Raw genomic sequence first — 13,036 nt, 5'->3', positions numbered from 1 at the left:
AGCATAGGCATTATATAGGTATCATCATGCTTAGGTCGAAAAACAATCCAATCATCGCAGCAGACGGCGGCGGAACGACCTGTCGGATCGCCTATGACGATGGGGAGCAGCGGCTGGTGGTCGAGGTTGGCCCAGCCAACGTTGCCAGCGATTATGACGGTGCGATTGCACGTCTGAAAGACGGCTTGAAAATGCTTGCGACCAAGCTCAGTGTTCAGCCAGACGTCCTGAGACCGGCACCGGCGTATTTTGGACTGGCGGGCGTTACCGGTGATCAGATCGCCCAGCGGGTGGCCTCGGATTTGCCGTTGGACAGTATACTGGTCGAGGATGATCGCCACCCTGCGCTGGCGGGTGCGCATCAGGCAACCGACGGTGCAATCGCCCATTGCGGGACGGGTTCTTTTCTGGCCCTTCAATCGCAAAACGGCCGACGCTTTGCCGGTGGCTGGGGCTCCGTGCTGGGGGATGAGGCTTCTGCTCAGTGGATTGGGCGCAGAGCGCTTTCGGTGACGCTGGATGCATGGGATGGGCTGGTGCCAAAATCCAACCTGACTGAGGCCTTGCTGAACGCATTTGGCAGTACAAGCGGTATTGTCGCTTTCGCGGCCGCGGCACGACCACATGAATTCGGCCAGATCGCGCGACAGGTGACAGCGGCGGCGAGGTCAGGGGATGAGCGGGCGGTTTCGCTTATGCACGAAGGTGCTGCGCATCTTTTGCAAGCACTGGAAGCAATGGGCTGGACCCCGGCCATGCCATTATGCCTGACCGGGGGTATTGGCCCTCACTATGAGGCGTATCTGCCGGATCGTGCGCGTGGCGCAGTAACAGAGCCCAAAGGTGCGCCTATCGACGGGGCCATCGCGTTGGCCCGGGCTTTCCAAGTGGAGCATTCGGCATGAACGCGGTATCTTTTCTGGCTTCTGACGACTGGCTCGAGAACGGCGGCGGGCCGCGCTATGTCCGGCTGCGCCAGCGGCTGGAAGAAGGCATCGACGCTGGTGTCCTTCCCCCGAATTCCTCATTACCGCCCGAGCGCGAAATCGCCGAGATCACCGGCCTGTCCAGGGTCACCGTGCGCAAGGCCATTCAGGAATTGGTGAAACAGGGCGCAATCGTACAGCGGCAGGGTTCCGGATCTTTCGTGCGGAACGCTGCGCCGAAATTAGAACAATCGCTTTCGCATCTGACTTCGTTCAGTGAGGACATGCGCCTGCGCGGCATGGAGTCAACCTCCAAGTGGTTGGAACGGGGCGTTTTTCTGCCATCACCCGAGGAAACGGCGGTGCTCGGGCTGCCCACTGACGGACAGGTGGCCCGCATTTGCCGACTGCGAGAAGCTGGTGGGCGCCCCATGGCAGTCGAACGTGCCTCGTTGCCATTGGACATTCTGCCAAATCCACTAGCCGTGCGCGACTCACTCTACGATCTTCTGGAAGAAAACGGCTGCCGACCAGTTCGCGCTATCCAGAAGATTTCCGCCGTTAACCTTGAGGCTGAAGATGCCGCTCTGCTTGGCGTCGCCGAAGGCGCGGCAGGGCTGAGCATCCAGCGGATTTCCCATCTGGAAGGCGGGCGCGTCGCGGAGTTCACAAAATCCAACTATCGCGGCGATGCCTATGACTTCGTGGCTGAGCTGCGACTCACTCCATGATCTGTGATTCCGATGGAAAGGCTGCCCCGATGACCCCGAAAACGACCCTGATGCGTCAGGAAATCGAAGAGATTCCTGTTGCTGTCGAGCGATTACTCAGCAATGGCGGAGATGCCCTGAGCACAGCGTCGGGCGTCGCCCGGAAAGGCGGGCTGAAGTTCATGATTTCGGCGGCGCGTGGCTCTTCGGACCACGCCTGCACATTTCTGAAATACGCAAGCGAACTGCTTCTTGGTTTGCCCATGGCATCCGTCGGCCCATCGGTCGCGTCCGTGTATGGCGCTGACCTGCATGTGGCCGGGGCGCTTTGCCTTTCTGTTTCACAATCAGGAAAAAGCCCGGATATCGTGCAGCTTACGAAAAGTGCCCGAAAGGCCGGGGCCAGCACCGTGGCAATCACTAATGATCCGTCGTCCCCCCTTGCACTGGCGGCTGAGGCGGCTTTGCCGCTGCACGCGGGTCCTGAGCTTAGTGTAGCGGCGACAAAGACATTCGTGACCTCGCTGGTTGCCGGGCTTTGGCTGCTGGCGGAACTGAAAGGCGACAAAGATCTTCTGGCTGCGCTGCGTGACCTGCCCAAGCACCTTGATGCCGCGACTCGGTGTGACTGGAGCAAAGCGGCGGCTGCCGTCACCCAAAGCTCGCTGTATACGCTTGGTCGCGGACCAAGCGTAGCGATCTCGAACGAGGCTGCGCTGAAATTCAAAGAAACCTGCCAGATCCATGCCGAAAGCTATTCCTCGGCCGAGGTGCTGCACGGCCCGGTCTCTATCGTGGAAGGCGGATTCCCGGTTATTGCCTTTGCCGCCAATGACCCGGCAGAGCCGCTGTTGGCCGAGGTTGCCGACACGCTCGCGGCCAAAGGAGCACAGGTATTTGCCACCAGCGCAATGGTCACAAAGGCCGAGGTGCTGCCTCATGTCCGCACGGATCACTGGCTGACGGACCCGGTAGCCGCCATCGTGTCCTTTTATTCAATGGTCGAGCAGGTCGCCGTACAACGCGGGATCAACCCGGATGCGCCACGTCACCTGCGAAAAGTGACAGAAACGGTATGAGCGGCCAGGCGATCATCTACCACGGCGGGCTTGTTTACGACGGCACCAGATTGCACGACGGTGCCGCGCTGCGGCTGGAGGCGGGCCGCATCACTGACATAGGCGTTGACGTGAAGACAGACGCTGGCAAGCTTGTCGACCTGCAAGGCGATATACTGGCGCCCGGTTATGTTGACCTGCAAGTGAATGGCGGTGGCGGAATGATGTTCAACGCCGCCCCATCTGTCGAAACACTTGCGCGCATTGCCAAGGCGCACCGGGCGCTTGGGGCAACCTCGATCCTTCCCACCCTGATCACGGATACCGCAGCCAAGACCCGCGCCGCCATCGAAGCGGCCAAGGCCGCGATTTCTGCGGGTGTTCAGGGGATCGCTGGCCTGCATCTGGAGGGACCTCATCTTTCGGTGGCTCGGAAAGGTGCCCATGATGCAGCCCTGATCCGCCCCATGGATGACGAGGACCTGACGACGCTTGTCGCGGCTGCGCATGCCCTGCCCGCATTGATGCTGACGGTTGCGCCAGAAAACGTGTCAATTGCGCAGGTGAAAGCGCTGGTCTCAGCAGGCGCCGTAGTTTCGCTGGGCCACAGTGATGCGGATTTTGATACCTGCTTGTCCTATGCCGAAGCCGGTGCGTCCTGCGTCACGCATCTGTTCAACGCAATGAGCCAACTTGGCAATCGATCTCCCGGGCTTGTCGGGGCGGTTCTGGCCTCGGGCCGGTTGAGCGCCGGACTGATCGCCGACGGTATTCACGTTCACCCCGAAGCCATGCGCACGGCTTGGGCCGCCAAACGGGGCCCGGGCCGGATATTTCTGGTCAGCGATGCGATGGCACCGGCTGGCACGGACCAGCGCATGTTCGAACTGGAAGGCCGCCGCATTTCCCGCAAAGACGGCCGTTTGACACTGTCTGATGGCACTTTAGCGGGGGCTGATTTGGACTTGACCACAGCACTGCGTGTCCTGACCACGCAGGCAGAAGTGCCGTTGGAAGACGCATTGGCTGCCGCAACTCGCATACCCGCCGAAGTGATGGGATTAACCGACGCGGGTCGGCTGGCCATAGGAGAGCAATGCCCGCTGATCCGCATTGCCAGAGATCTGAGCAATGTAGCCGTGCTGGTTTGACCCAGCAATCCAAACGTTTTTTGCGTTGCTCAGAACCAGTGTCATAAGACCTGCGCTGACAAATGCCCGAGTTTCTGCAACCAGTAGCCAATTCACTGAACGGGAACGGATTTCAGATAAGCAGCAATGGCCAATCGGTCTTCATCGCTTAGTTTCGAGGTGTTCTCGATGACTTCGACCATTTCGCCTCCGGCGCTGTCATAATCCGGTGTGAAACCGGATTTCAGATATTCAGCGATGTCAGCCTCGGACCAGTCAAGCTGGGCGGTGGTCAGACCGGGGATGCGCCCCTTGCCATTCGGATTTGGCGCTCCGGTCAGCCAGAGATCCCGCTTCAACCCTCCCAGTCCGTTTCGCGGTGTATGGCATTCCGCGCAGTGCCCCAAAGCTTCCACCAGATACCGCCCCCGGATTTGCTGATCGGTCAAATCACCTTCAACCACCCAGCCCGAGCCCGAAAACAGAAATTTCCACAACCCCAGCCCGCGCCGGATATTGAAAGGGAAACCAACGTCATGCGGGATACTTGCCGCATCAGATGCAGGCAGGGTGTTCAAAAACGCATGAAGCGCCGCGACATCCTCGACCGTCATCTTGGCATAAGAGGTATAGGGAAAGGCCGGGTAATAATGTTGTCCCTTTGGTCCTGTTCCGTGTTTCAGGGCATTGGCCAGATCCAACGCGGACCATGATCCAATTCCGACGTCTGGTTCACTGGAAATGTTTGGAGCTACAAACGTACCGAAATCCGTTTCAAACCGGCGCCCGCCTGCTAGAACAAGCTTTCCTTCCGCGCGGGCATCCGGGGCCGAGTGGCATGAGGCGCATCCTGCTGAATAAAAGACAGACGCCCCTCTGGTCACGTCGGGGGTCAGACCGGCCAACCGGGCTGGATCAACCCTTTGCGGGCGGGTCAGCAGCAAACCGGCCAACCCGACCAAAAGCATGACTAGAACGGCGAAAAGTAGAATGCGCCGCACTGATCAATACTCCTTTAATTTTCCGGTGCTCTGTATGCTTTGTGACAGGCCGAGCAGGCTCCGCCAAGTTGGCCCATCGCCCCTTTCAGAGCTTCAACGTCCTGACCTGCCGCAGCCTGCATCGCAACAGCGGCATCGGCCAGTGCCTGCCCTTTGGCCCCGACATCTGCGAAGTTTTCCCAAATAGCGGGCAAGGCGCGGGTTGACGGGTCTGACACATTATCCGATCCGGCTGGCCACATCGCGGACTGGTCGATCTGCGACACAACGACAATATTATTTGCGGCTCGCGTAGCCGCTTCGGCATCATATTCTGCCTCTCCCTTGGCCATGGCGCCCAGCGTGCCAAGGTTGAAAGCGTAAAGCTGCATAATCGAAGTCCGCGCTTTTACAGCCGGGTTTTCGCTATCCTGAGCAATTGCAGTTCCAACTACGGCCAAGGACAAAAGACCTGCCGCAAAGATCGAAGACTTCTTAATCATGGTGTGGCTCCCTGTTTAATGTGCCATATGATAGCTTGAACGATTTTTCTTGTAATTGTTTGTTATTCGGCCTCACCTGTTCATTTATGAACAACGACAATTGGGACGATATTCGGTATGCCCTCGCCGTCAGCAAACACGGCTCGTTGAATGCGGCGGCGACAGCCCTGGGCGTTGCACATGCAACCGTCCTGCGCAGAGTTGCCGCCTTCGAACACCGATATGGCTGTGTTGTTTTTCGGAAAGACCCGTCAGGGTATTCAGTACTTCCCGAAGCCAGAACAATTCTGTCCGCCATGGAAAGCGTTGAAGACGCCGTGCTTTCGGTGGAACGCGCCGTTGTGGGCGCAAATCGTTCGCCAGCGGGTCATGTGCGTATCGCGTCCACGGACAGCCTTTGCCAGTTTGTCCTGCCGCAGGTACTAAAGTCAATTTCCGCCCTCTATCCGAGCCTCGAACTGACGATCCTCAGCGGTAACAGCCACCATGATCTGACCAGGTTAACTGCGGATATAGTTGTCCGCCCTTCGGTTCAACTTGGTGAAGGGTTGACCGGAGAGCGCGCAGGGACGTTGCACTTTGGGGTTTATAGTGACGGTACCCGTGACCAAAAATGGATGCGGCTTGATGGGGCTCTCAGCCGTTCACTCCCGGCCAAATGGTTGGCTGAACATGTTCGCGCCGATGACATGACAAACGGAGCAGACAGTTTTCTGGTGCTTCAGCAGATGGTTGCATCCGGTGTGGGGCGAGCTTTTTTACCTGCTTTTATTGGCGACGCTGATCCCCGGCTTCACAGGTTGAACGACATTGATCCCGGAATCGAGGTTCCACTTTGGGTCGCGACGCTAGAGGAAATCGCACACACGCCAAGATTTGCGGTCGTGCAACGGGCTCTGGTTGAACACCTGCCGCATGCACTGGCTGGGTGACGTCACAATTGTAGTGGTGGAAAGCCCCAGAGATAATGTGCCGTCCGAGCCATTCATCATTTACAAATAAAAACATTCATCTTAATGATTATGTATGAGCAGAGACCCACATTTATCCCGGCGCACCTTCCTGTCTCAGGGCGCATGTCTGGCGGCGCTCTGCCTGCGACCCAGCTTTGCGATTGCGGAAATGACACTTGGCCAATCGGCAAGGATTTCGACTTTGTCAGATGGGTATCTGTCGTTGCCGCCCGAAATGGTCTTTGGCGCAATGCCCGAGGCAGAGCTGACAGAACTTCTGAACCGCTATCAGGTAGATCTGACCAGATACGAGCCCGAGTGCAACATTGTGCTCTACCGCGATGACCAGAATACCATACTGTTCGATGTTGGAGCCGGGCCCGACTTCATGCAAACCGCTGGCAAACTTCCGGAAACTTTGGACGCCGTCGGGTTGTCTCCGGATGAGGTCACGCAGGTGATCTTCACCCATGCACATCCAGATCACATCTGGGGTGTGCTGGACGACTTCGGAGATCCCCTCTTTCCCAATGCCAGATTTCATCTTGGCCGCACGGAATGGGACTATTGGTGGAACCCCGCAACCGTGGAAAAGATAGGGGCCGACCGCACGGCCTTCGCGGTGGGCGCAAAGCGGCGCATGGAAGCCATCGAAGGCATGGTTGCGTTTTTTGATGATGGGCAGGAAATCCTTCCCGGTATCGCAGCACGCGCTAGTTTCGGGCACACGCCCGGACATATGGCCTTCGAGATTCGCAAAGGCAGTGACGCGGTGATGGTCGTGGGCGATGCGCTCGGCAATCCGCACGTCGCGTTCGAGCGTCCGGATTGGCGCAGCGGTACGGATCAGGACCCCGACGCCGCGGCAAGTGCACGGAAATCGCTGCTGGATCAGATTTCTCATGCCCAAATGAATATTATTGGATTCCATCTGCCAAATGGCGGATTCGGCCGTGTCGAAAAGGCCGGTTCGACCTATCGATTTATTGGAGAGCCTGCATGATGCGCGCTTTGTTGATTGCCTGTACCCTGGCCACACAAACCTGGGCCAGTGAGGATATTGCTGACCAGTACCCGCAGAGCGTTCTTTACTCGAAACCTGTCGAGTTTATTCCCGGCGTCTTTTCCGCCATCGGTGCAACCGCACCCCCAACCTATGAGAATTCGGGCCACAACAACAACCTCAGCTTCATCGTGACCGGAGAGGGCGTTGTCGTCATCAACGGTGGCGCGGCTTATGCGCTTGCCGAAGCGCTTCACAAGGAGATCCAAGCGATCACGGATCAGCCCGTGAAGCTTGTCTTTAACGAAAACGGTCAGGGGCACGCCATGCTGGGGAACGCCTACTGGTCGGAACTTGGAGTGCCCATCGTTGCTCATTCAGATGCGGCGGCTGAATTCGAAGAATATGGGCCGCAAATCCTTGAAGGGATGCAGGCATATAACAAGGACAAGGCAAAAGGAACTTTTCTGGCCGGTCCGACAGAAACGTTTGACGATGAATACATCGTCGAACTCGGCGATTTTCGCATCGAGGCCAAACATCTTGGACCTGCGCACAGCCCCGGCGACATTTCGATCTGGTTGCCCAATCAAAGCCTTGTCATCGCGGGTGACATGGCATTTCACGAACGTATGCTGCCGATCTTTCAGGACACCTACACCGCAGATTGGCTTGAGACCTGGGACAATGAGTTCGAGGCACTGGAAGCCACATATGTGATCCCCGGGCACGGTCATCCTACGAACATGGATCAGGTGCGCCGGTATACACGTGATTATCTGGTCTACCTGCGCGCAAAGATACGCGAACATATGGATGCAGGCGGAGATCTGGCCGAGGCCTATTACGTCGACCAAACCCTTTATGCCCATTTGGACACGTTCGAGGAACTGGCCACAAAAAACGCCGGTCGTGTCTACGAACAGATGGAATTCGAATAAGTCAGGACCGCCGAAGAACGAGCATTCGCATCATCATCCGATGGGTGGCGACGGCCCCGACCCACATCGAGAAGACGGCAAGCCACGCAGTTAGCGACAAGGACGATCCCCCGGACAATCCGGCACCAACGGCGCAGCCACCTGCCAACATTGCACCAAATCCCATCAAGACGGCCCCCACAAGGTAGCGCTCCATCGGAGTATCCGGGCCAAATTGTTCGATCTTCCACTCGCCGGAAAGAATGGCAGAAACAGCGGCGCCAATTGCAACGCCCGGAACCAGACCAATGCCAAAGGACAGGGCAATGTTCCGCTCAGCCACCAGCGCCATCAATGTGTCCGTTGCCGGGCCGGTGAACGTGACCGAAGACACCGGCACGACGTCGAAGGAGGCTTGTGCAATCGCAAATGTCATCAACCAGCCAAGCGCCACAGCGACACCAACTCCGGCTGCCATGACAATCTTTGTCATTGTAACCTGCTGGCGCGCTGCAAACGCAACGGCCAGAACAAATGTCCCCGCGGCAAAGGCTGAGTATGCGATCGGCGAAAATCCAAGTAGTGCCGAAAGGTCGCGCGCGTTGCCACCTGCGATCGTCCAAAGACCGGACAGCGCCTCGCGCGCGGGGCTGAGCACACCTGTGTAAGCCGCTTGCGCGACCAACGTCAGAACCAGCCCCGTCACCATTGCCCTCAGGTTGCCGCATGAGGCCAACACCAACAGGCGCGACGCGCATCCGCGCGCCAAAATCATTCCGACGCCAAACATCAAACCGCCGATCACCGCGCCACTCAGGCTGCCTGTCGACGCAATTGACCGCGCCTCGGACAAATCCAGCCATTCAATCGAGACGAACCCCTGTACCAGCGTCAGCGCCGACGTGAACGCGACCAGCCAGACGGCCAGACGGGGGCCAAGCTCGCCCTCGGCGACTTCAACAGTGGATGCCCGCAAACAGAATTGAGATTTCTGAGCGGTGACTCCGAACAGGATGCCAACAAGCAAACCGGCGGCAGCCAATGTGCCCGAATCTCCCAGCAGATCGATGAGGCGTTCCATAGACAAAACTCTCACCTCTTTACGTGTCCGTCTTTGCCTTCCGTCAAGTTCTCACTGTGCGGCCATCGGTTTGCGCGCAAGCTGGCACTGTGTCCACAATGCACCCAACGCCTCGACCAACAGGGTTACATCTTCTGACGAATGTACAGGTGACGGCGTAATCCGAAGGCGTTCGGTGCCTTTCGGGACAGTAGGATAGTTTATCGGCTGGATATAAATCCCGTAGTCGCGCATCAAAACATCCGAGATGAAGCGGCACTTGACCGGATCACCGACCATGACCGGGATAATATGGCTTGGGTTGGGCGTGTGCGGGATGCCCAAAGCGTCCAGCCTGCTCCGAACCTCGCTTACGCGTTGCTGATGCAGGCACCGCTCCTCATTGCTATGCTTGAGGTGCCGGACGGATGCTGCGGCGCCGGCGGCGACGGCCGGGGGCAATGCTGTGGTAAAGATAAATCCGCTGGCAAAGGAACGGACAAAGTCGACAAGTTCCTTTGACGCCGCGATGTATCCACCAACCACGCCGAACGCTTTGCCCAACGTGCCTTCGATAACCGTCAGGCGATCCATCAGCTCTTCGCGTTCAGCGATGCCGCCACCGCGCGGCCCATACAGCCCGACGGCATGAACCTCGTCCAGATAGGTCATCGCGCCGTACCGATCCGCCAGATCGCAGATTTCGGCAATCGGCGCGATATCGCCATCCATCGAATACACACTTTCAAACGCGATCAGTTTTGGTGCGTTGGATGGCAGGTCCATGAGATGTCGTTCAAGGTCCTTCAAATCGTTATGCTTCCAGACCCGCTTTGCGCAACGACTGTGACGGATACCCTCGATCATCGACGCGTGGTTCAATTCGTCGGACAGAACCGTGATACCGGGAATTCGCGAAGCCAGAGTTCCCAAAGCAGCCCAATTTGAAACATACCCGGACGTGAATAGCAGCGCTGCTTCCTTGCCATGCAGATCCGCAAGCTCCTGCTCAAGCAGAACATGTTCATGCGTGGTCCCCGAAATATTCCGAGTCCCGCCAGCCCCTGCGCCACAGGTGTCGATCGCGCGGTGCATGGCCGCCAGAACCTTTGGATGCTGACCCATTCCCAAATAATCGTTCGAGCACCAGACTGTGACTTTCTCAGGTCCGTTTTCTGCATGGTTGTGTGCAGTTGGAAATGCTCCGCAGTGACGCTCAAGCTCGGCGAAGACCCGGTAATTTCCTTCGGCCTGCAATTGCCCTAGCTGATCACGAAAAAACTGTTGGTAGTTCATGTCAGTTTCCAACGGCTTCTTCTACGATACCGGCCAACAGGGCTTCGACTTTCTCCATCGGTCCGTCAGGATAGCTTCGGTAGCCCACTTTGACACCGCCTTCGTCCTCGGCCACGAAGATCCCGTAGGGGCAATAGCCGATATTCATCGGGTCGGCCTCCATCATCTCGCGCGAGAGCTTTGCGGAACAAAAGATAAATATTTCAGCGGCTGTGAAGATCTGCTTGTCGCTGCCGACATCCGCCCCCGTCCGGTTCAGCATGTCACCAACATGGCTCACATAATCGATAACCAGCCCCTGCCCAACAATTGCTGATTCAACGGCAAAGGTGGCGTCATCAAAGCTGCCGTCAAAAGGGACGGCAATGACCTCCCCTGCAAAAACCGGGTTTGCTAATGCAACCGAAAAAGCGGCTGATGCGATAAAGTGTTTCATGATGATGTTCCTCCTCCTGAACCACATTTCTTCAGATTTCACCGCCAAGGCTTTGACACCGGTCAAAGCCTTGGCGTTTCTTAACCGAACATGTCCGATGTGATACCGGCATACCAACCCAGCGACTCTTGGTAGGTTGCTTTTCTCAGGTCGGAGTCTTCGCCGGTCTGGCTGATAAAGCCGTCCACCTTGGCAATCTTTTCTGGCGTTGCTTCATAAGTCGCACCAACCTTGACCCCGTCATCCGTATCAATGAGCGACCAGCACGTGTTCGAAAACTTGGCCGGGAATATCTTTGATCCGGTCAATGCACCGCGAACGGCATTGGCGCAGACTTTCGCCTGGCTGTTGGCCGAAAAACCGGATTTCGGCATATCGCCTTGCTGGCTGGCATCACCAAGAACATAGATGTCAGGGTCAGCTTTCGATGACATGTCCGCCGCGTTCACCGGTGCCCAGTTGCCATCGGTCACACCGGCCATTTCCGAAATACGCCCGGCTTTCATGGCCGGGATCACGTTGCAGACATCGACCTTGGTTTCTTCACCATCGATGGTCACCGTCATGGCATCCGGATTGACCGAGACATTGCCGCCGCCAAAATCCTCTCCGATCCAGTCGATCATGCCTTCGTAGTGGTCGGCCCAACCTTCCTGGAACAAAGACATCTTGGAGAATTTGTTTTTCGGATCAGCAATGATGATTTTCGCTGTCGGATTGTTCGCCTTCAGCACATGCGCAACCATCGAAACCCGCTCATAAGGTCCGGGGGGGCAACGGTACGGGTTCGGCGGCGCGACCATCGCAAAGGTTCCACCCTCGGGCATCGCCAGAACCTGCGCCTTCAACAGCTCGGTTTGAGAGCCCGCCTTATACGCATGCGGCATCTTGTTCTGTGCAGTCACATCCCACCCCTCGACCGCGCCATCGACAAAGTCGATACCCGGGCTCAGGATCAGTTTGTTATATGGAATAGATCCGCCACCCGCTAACGAGACGGTTTTGGCGTCGCGGTCGACACCGACGGCCCAATCGTGAACCACGTTGATACCGTATTTTGCGGCAAGCGTGCCATAGCTGTGCGCAATGTCCGAAAGCTCCTGAAACCCGCCCAGATACAGGTTCGAGAAAAAACAAGTGTAATATGTTTTGGACGGCTCGATCAGGGTGACGTCAATCTCGCCCTTGCTGTCTTTGGCAATATAGCGCGCGGCGGTTGCGCCGCCTGCCCCGCCCCCGACCACCACGACACGGGGCTTTCCCTGCGCCAGCACCATCGGGGCCGACAGCCCGGCGGCAAGTACGCCTGCGGTTCCCAGAAATGTCCGTCTGTTGAGTGTCATCGCGTTTCCTCCCCTTGGGCATTGTCACTGTGGGTTGTTGAAGTAAGCGGCCAATGCCGCGATCTCATCGCTGCTCAGGCGGCCCGCGATCATCTGCATGACGGGATGGGGCCGCTGCTTGTCCTTGTAGGCGTGCATGGCGACAACGAAATCCTGGTCGGGCCAGTAAACGATCGAGGGAATCCCATCATCGCCTCCCTCTATCTGGTGGCATGTCGTGCATTCGCTGCTCAGATATTCGCCGTATTCTGGATCACCCTGTATCGCGAGGATTTCGGGGTTGACTGAATGGTCCGTTCCCATTGCCGTTGGGTCGGCTTCGGGGATGTCTTGCGGGTTGTCGGAAAACACACGCAAATAGGCAATTACATTGGCCCGATCTTCCGGGTTCTCGAGCCCACGAAAGCTCATTCTGGTGCCGGATGCGAAGGCGCGGGGGTTTTCAATGTAAGCCGACAATGTGTCGGCGTGCCATTCCAGCCCCGAAGTACCTGCACGGATCAGGCTTTTGGAATAGGTGAACTCCACTAGCCCGGCAGCCCGGCGGCCAAATACACCATTCAGGTGCGGACCGATCCTGTTTTCAGCACCGGCGCCGACCTGATGACATTCTTTGCATTGGGCAAACACAAGTTTGCCGGCTACAGCATCGCCCAAGTCTTCGGTCGCGGTGGCGGCAGTTGTCAGGATACTCGCAGCAAACATGATACCTGTTGCC

Annotated in this window: 14 protein-coding genes; 7 read left to right on the top strand and 7 right to left on the bottom strand. The window is 57.4% G+C overall.

What is annotated here, in order from left to right; all coding sequences use genetic code 11:
- Window positions 1–26 precede the first annotated feature (26 nt).
- From ACR0AM_RS18520 to nagA, 4 genes are read left to right on the top strand one after another with little or no spacing between them, the layout of a single operon-like run.
- Window positions 27–905, top strand: a complete 879-nt coding sequence (locus ACR0AM_RS18520) for a glucosamine kinase nucleotide-binding domain-containing protein (RefSeq protein ID WP_480623673.1) — start codon at window positions 27–29, stop codon at window positions 903–905.
- Complete coding sequence (locus ACR0AM_RS18515; protein WP_480623672.1) at window positions 902–1,657, top strand: GntR family transcriptional regulator; 756 nt, start codon at window positions 902–904, stop codon at window positions 1,655–1,657. The genes ACR0AM_RS18520 and ACR0AM_RS18515 overlap by 4 nt, the downstream gene beginning before the upstream one ends.
- A gap of 29 nt (window positions 1,658–1,686) precedes the next feature.
- Window positions 1,687–2,715, top strand: a complete 1,029-nt coding sequence (locus tag ACR0AM_RS18510; RefSeq protein WP_480623671.1) for an SIS domain-containing protein — start codon at window positions 1,687–1,689, stop codon at window positions 2,713–2,715.
- A complete protein-coding gene (gene nagA, locus ACR0AM_RS18505) occupies window positions 2,712–3,845 on the top strand; it encodes an N-acetylglucosamine-6-phosphate deacetylase (protein WP_480623670.1) in 1,134 nt (377 codons plus the stop codon). Before ACR0AM_RS18510 ends, nagA begins: the two co-directional genes overlap by 4 nt.
- Window positions 3,846–3,937: 92 nt before the next feature.
- On the opposite strand, the gene ACR0AM_RS18500 is transcribed toward nagA, so the two are convergent.
- Window positions 3,938–4,825: a c-type cytochrome gene (locus ACR0AM_RS18500; RefSeq protein WP_480623669.1), complete on the bottom strand. Its 888-nt coding sequence runs from the start codon at window positions 4,823–4,825 to the stop codon at window positions 3,938–3,940.
- A gap of 14 nt (window positions 4,826–4,839) precedes the next feature.
- Window positions 4,840–5,307, bottom strand: a complete 468-nt coding sequence (locus tag ACR0AM_RS18495; protein ID WP_480478107.1) for a c-type cytochrome — start codon at window positions 5,305–5,307, stop codon at window positions 4,840–4,842.
- 86 nt (window positions 5,308–5,393) lie between these two features.
- Here ACR0AM_RS18495 and ACR0AM_RS18490 point away from each other — a divergent pair, with 86 nt between their 5' ends.
- From ACR0AM_RS18490 to ACR0AM_RS18480, 3 genes are all read left to right on the top strand, one after another.
- On the top strand, window positions 5,394–6,239 hold the full coding sequence (locus ACR0AM_RS18490) for a LysR family transcriptional regulator (RefSeq protein WP_480623668.1): 846 nt from the start codon (window positions 5,394–5,396) through the stop codon (window positions 6,237–6,239).
- Between the two features lie 94 nt (window positions 6,240–6,333).
- Window positions 6,334–7,263 (top strand): MBL fold metallo-hydrolase, encoded by a 930-nt coding sequence (locus tag ACR0AM_RS18485; protein ID WP_480623667.1) that lies wholly within the window; start codon window positions 6,334–6,336, stop codon window positions 7,261–7,263.
- Window positions 7,260–8,204, top strand: a complete 945-nt coding sequence (locus tag ACR0AM_RS18480) for an MBL fold metallo-hydrolase (protein ID WP_480478101.1) — start codon at window positions 7,260–7,262, stop codon at window positions 8,202–8,204. Before ACR0AM_RS18485 ends, ACR0AM_RS18480 begins: the two co-directional genes overlap by 4 nt.
- Window position 8,205: 1 nt before the next feature.
- Here ACR0AM_RS18480 and ACR0AM_RS18475 read toward each other — a convergent pair whose 3' ends face one another.
- From ACR0AM_RS18475 to ACR0AM_RS18455, 5 genes are all read right to left on the bottom strand, one after another.
- Window positions 8,206–9,264, bottom strand: coding sequence for a YeeE/YedE family protein (locus ACR0AM_RS18475; protein ID WP_480623666.1), 1,059 nt, complete (start codon window positions 9,262–9,264; stop codon window positions 8,206–8,208).
- Between the two features lie 51 nt (window positions 9,265–9,315).
- Window positions 9,316–10,539: a 5-aminolevulinate synthase gene (gene hemA, locus ACR0AM_RS18470; protein ID WP_480478097.1), complete on the bottom strand. Its 1,224-nt coding sequence runs from the start codon at window positions 10,537–10,539 to the stop codon at window positions 9,316–9,318.
- A 1-nt stretch (window position 10,540) separates the two neighbouring features.
- Window positions 10,541–10,975 (bottom strand): DUF302 domain-containing protein, encoded by a 435-nt coding sequence (locus ACR0AM_RS18465; protein ID WP_480520613.1) that lies wholly within the window; start codon window positions 10,973–10,975, stop codon window positions 10,541–10,543.
- A gap of 80 nt (window positions 10,976–11,055) precedes the next feature.
- Window positions 11,056–12,318 (bottom strand): FCSD flavin-binding domain-containing protein, encoded by a 1,263-nt coding sequence (locus ACR0AM_RS18460; protein ID WP_480520615.1) that lies wholly within the window; start codon window positions 12,316–12,318, stop codon window positions 11,056–11,058.
- A gap of 24 nt (window positions 12,319–12,342) precedes the next feature.
- Window positions 12,343–13,023: a c-type cytochrome gene (locus ACR0AM_RS18455; RefSeq protein WP_480623665.1), complete on the bottom strand. Its 681-nt coding sequence runs from the start codon at window positions 13,021–13,023 to the stop codon at window positions 12,343–12,345.
- Window positions 13,024–13,036: the final 13 nt, after the last annotated feature.

Source organism: Ruegeria sp. AD9 (assembly GCF_056542305.1).
The sequence above is the reverse complement of the archived record's forward strand: the minus strand, read 5'-3'. Positions and strand labels throughout refer to the sequence as shown.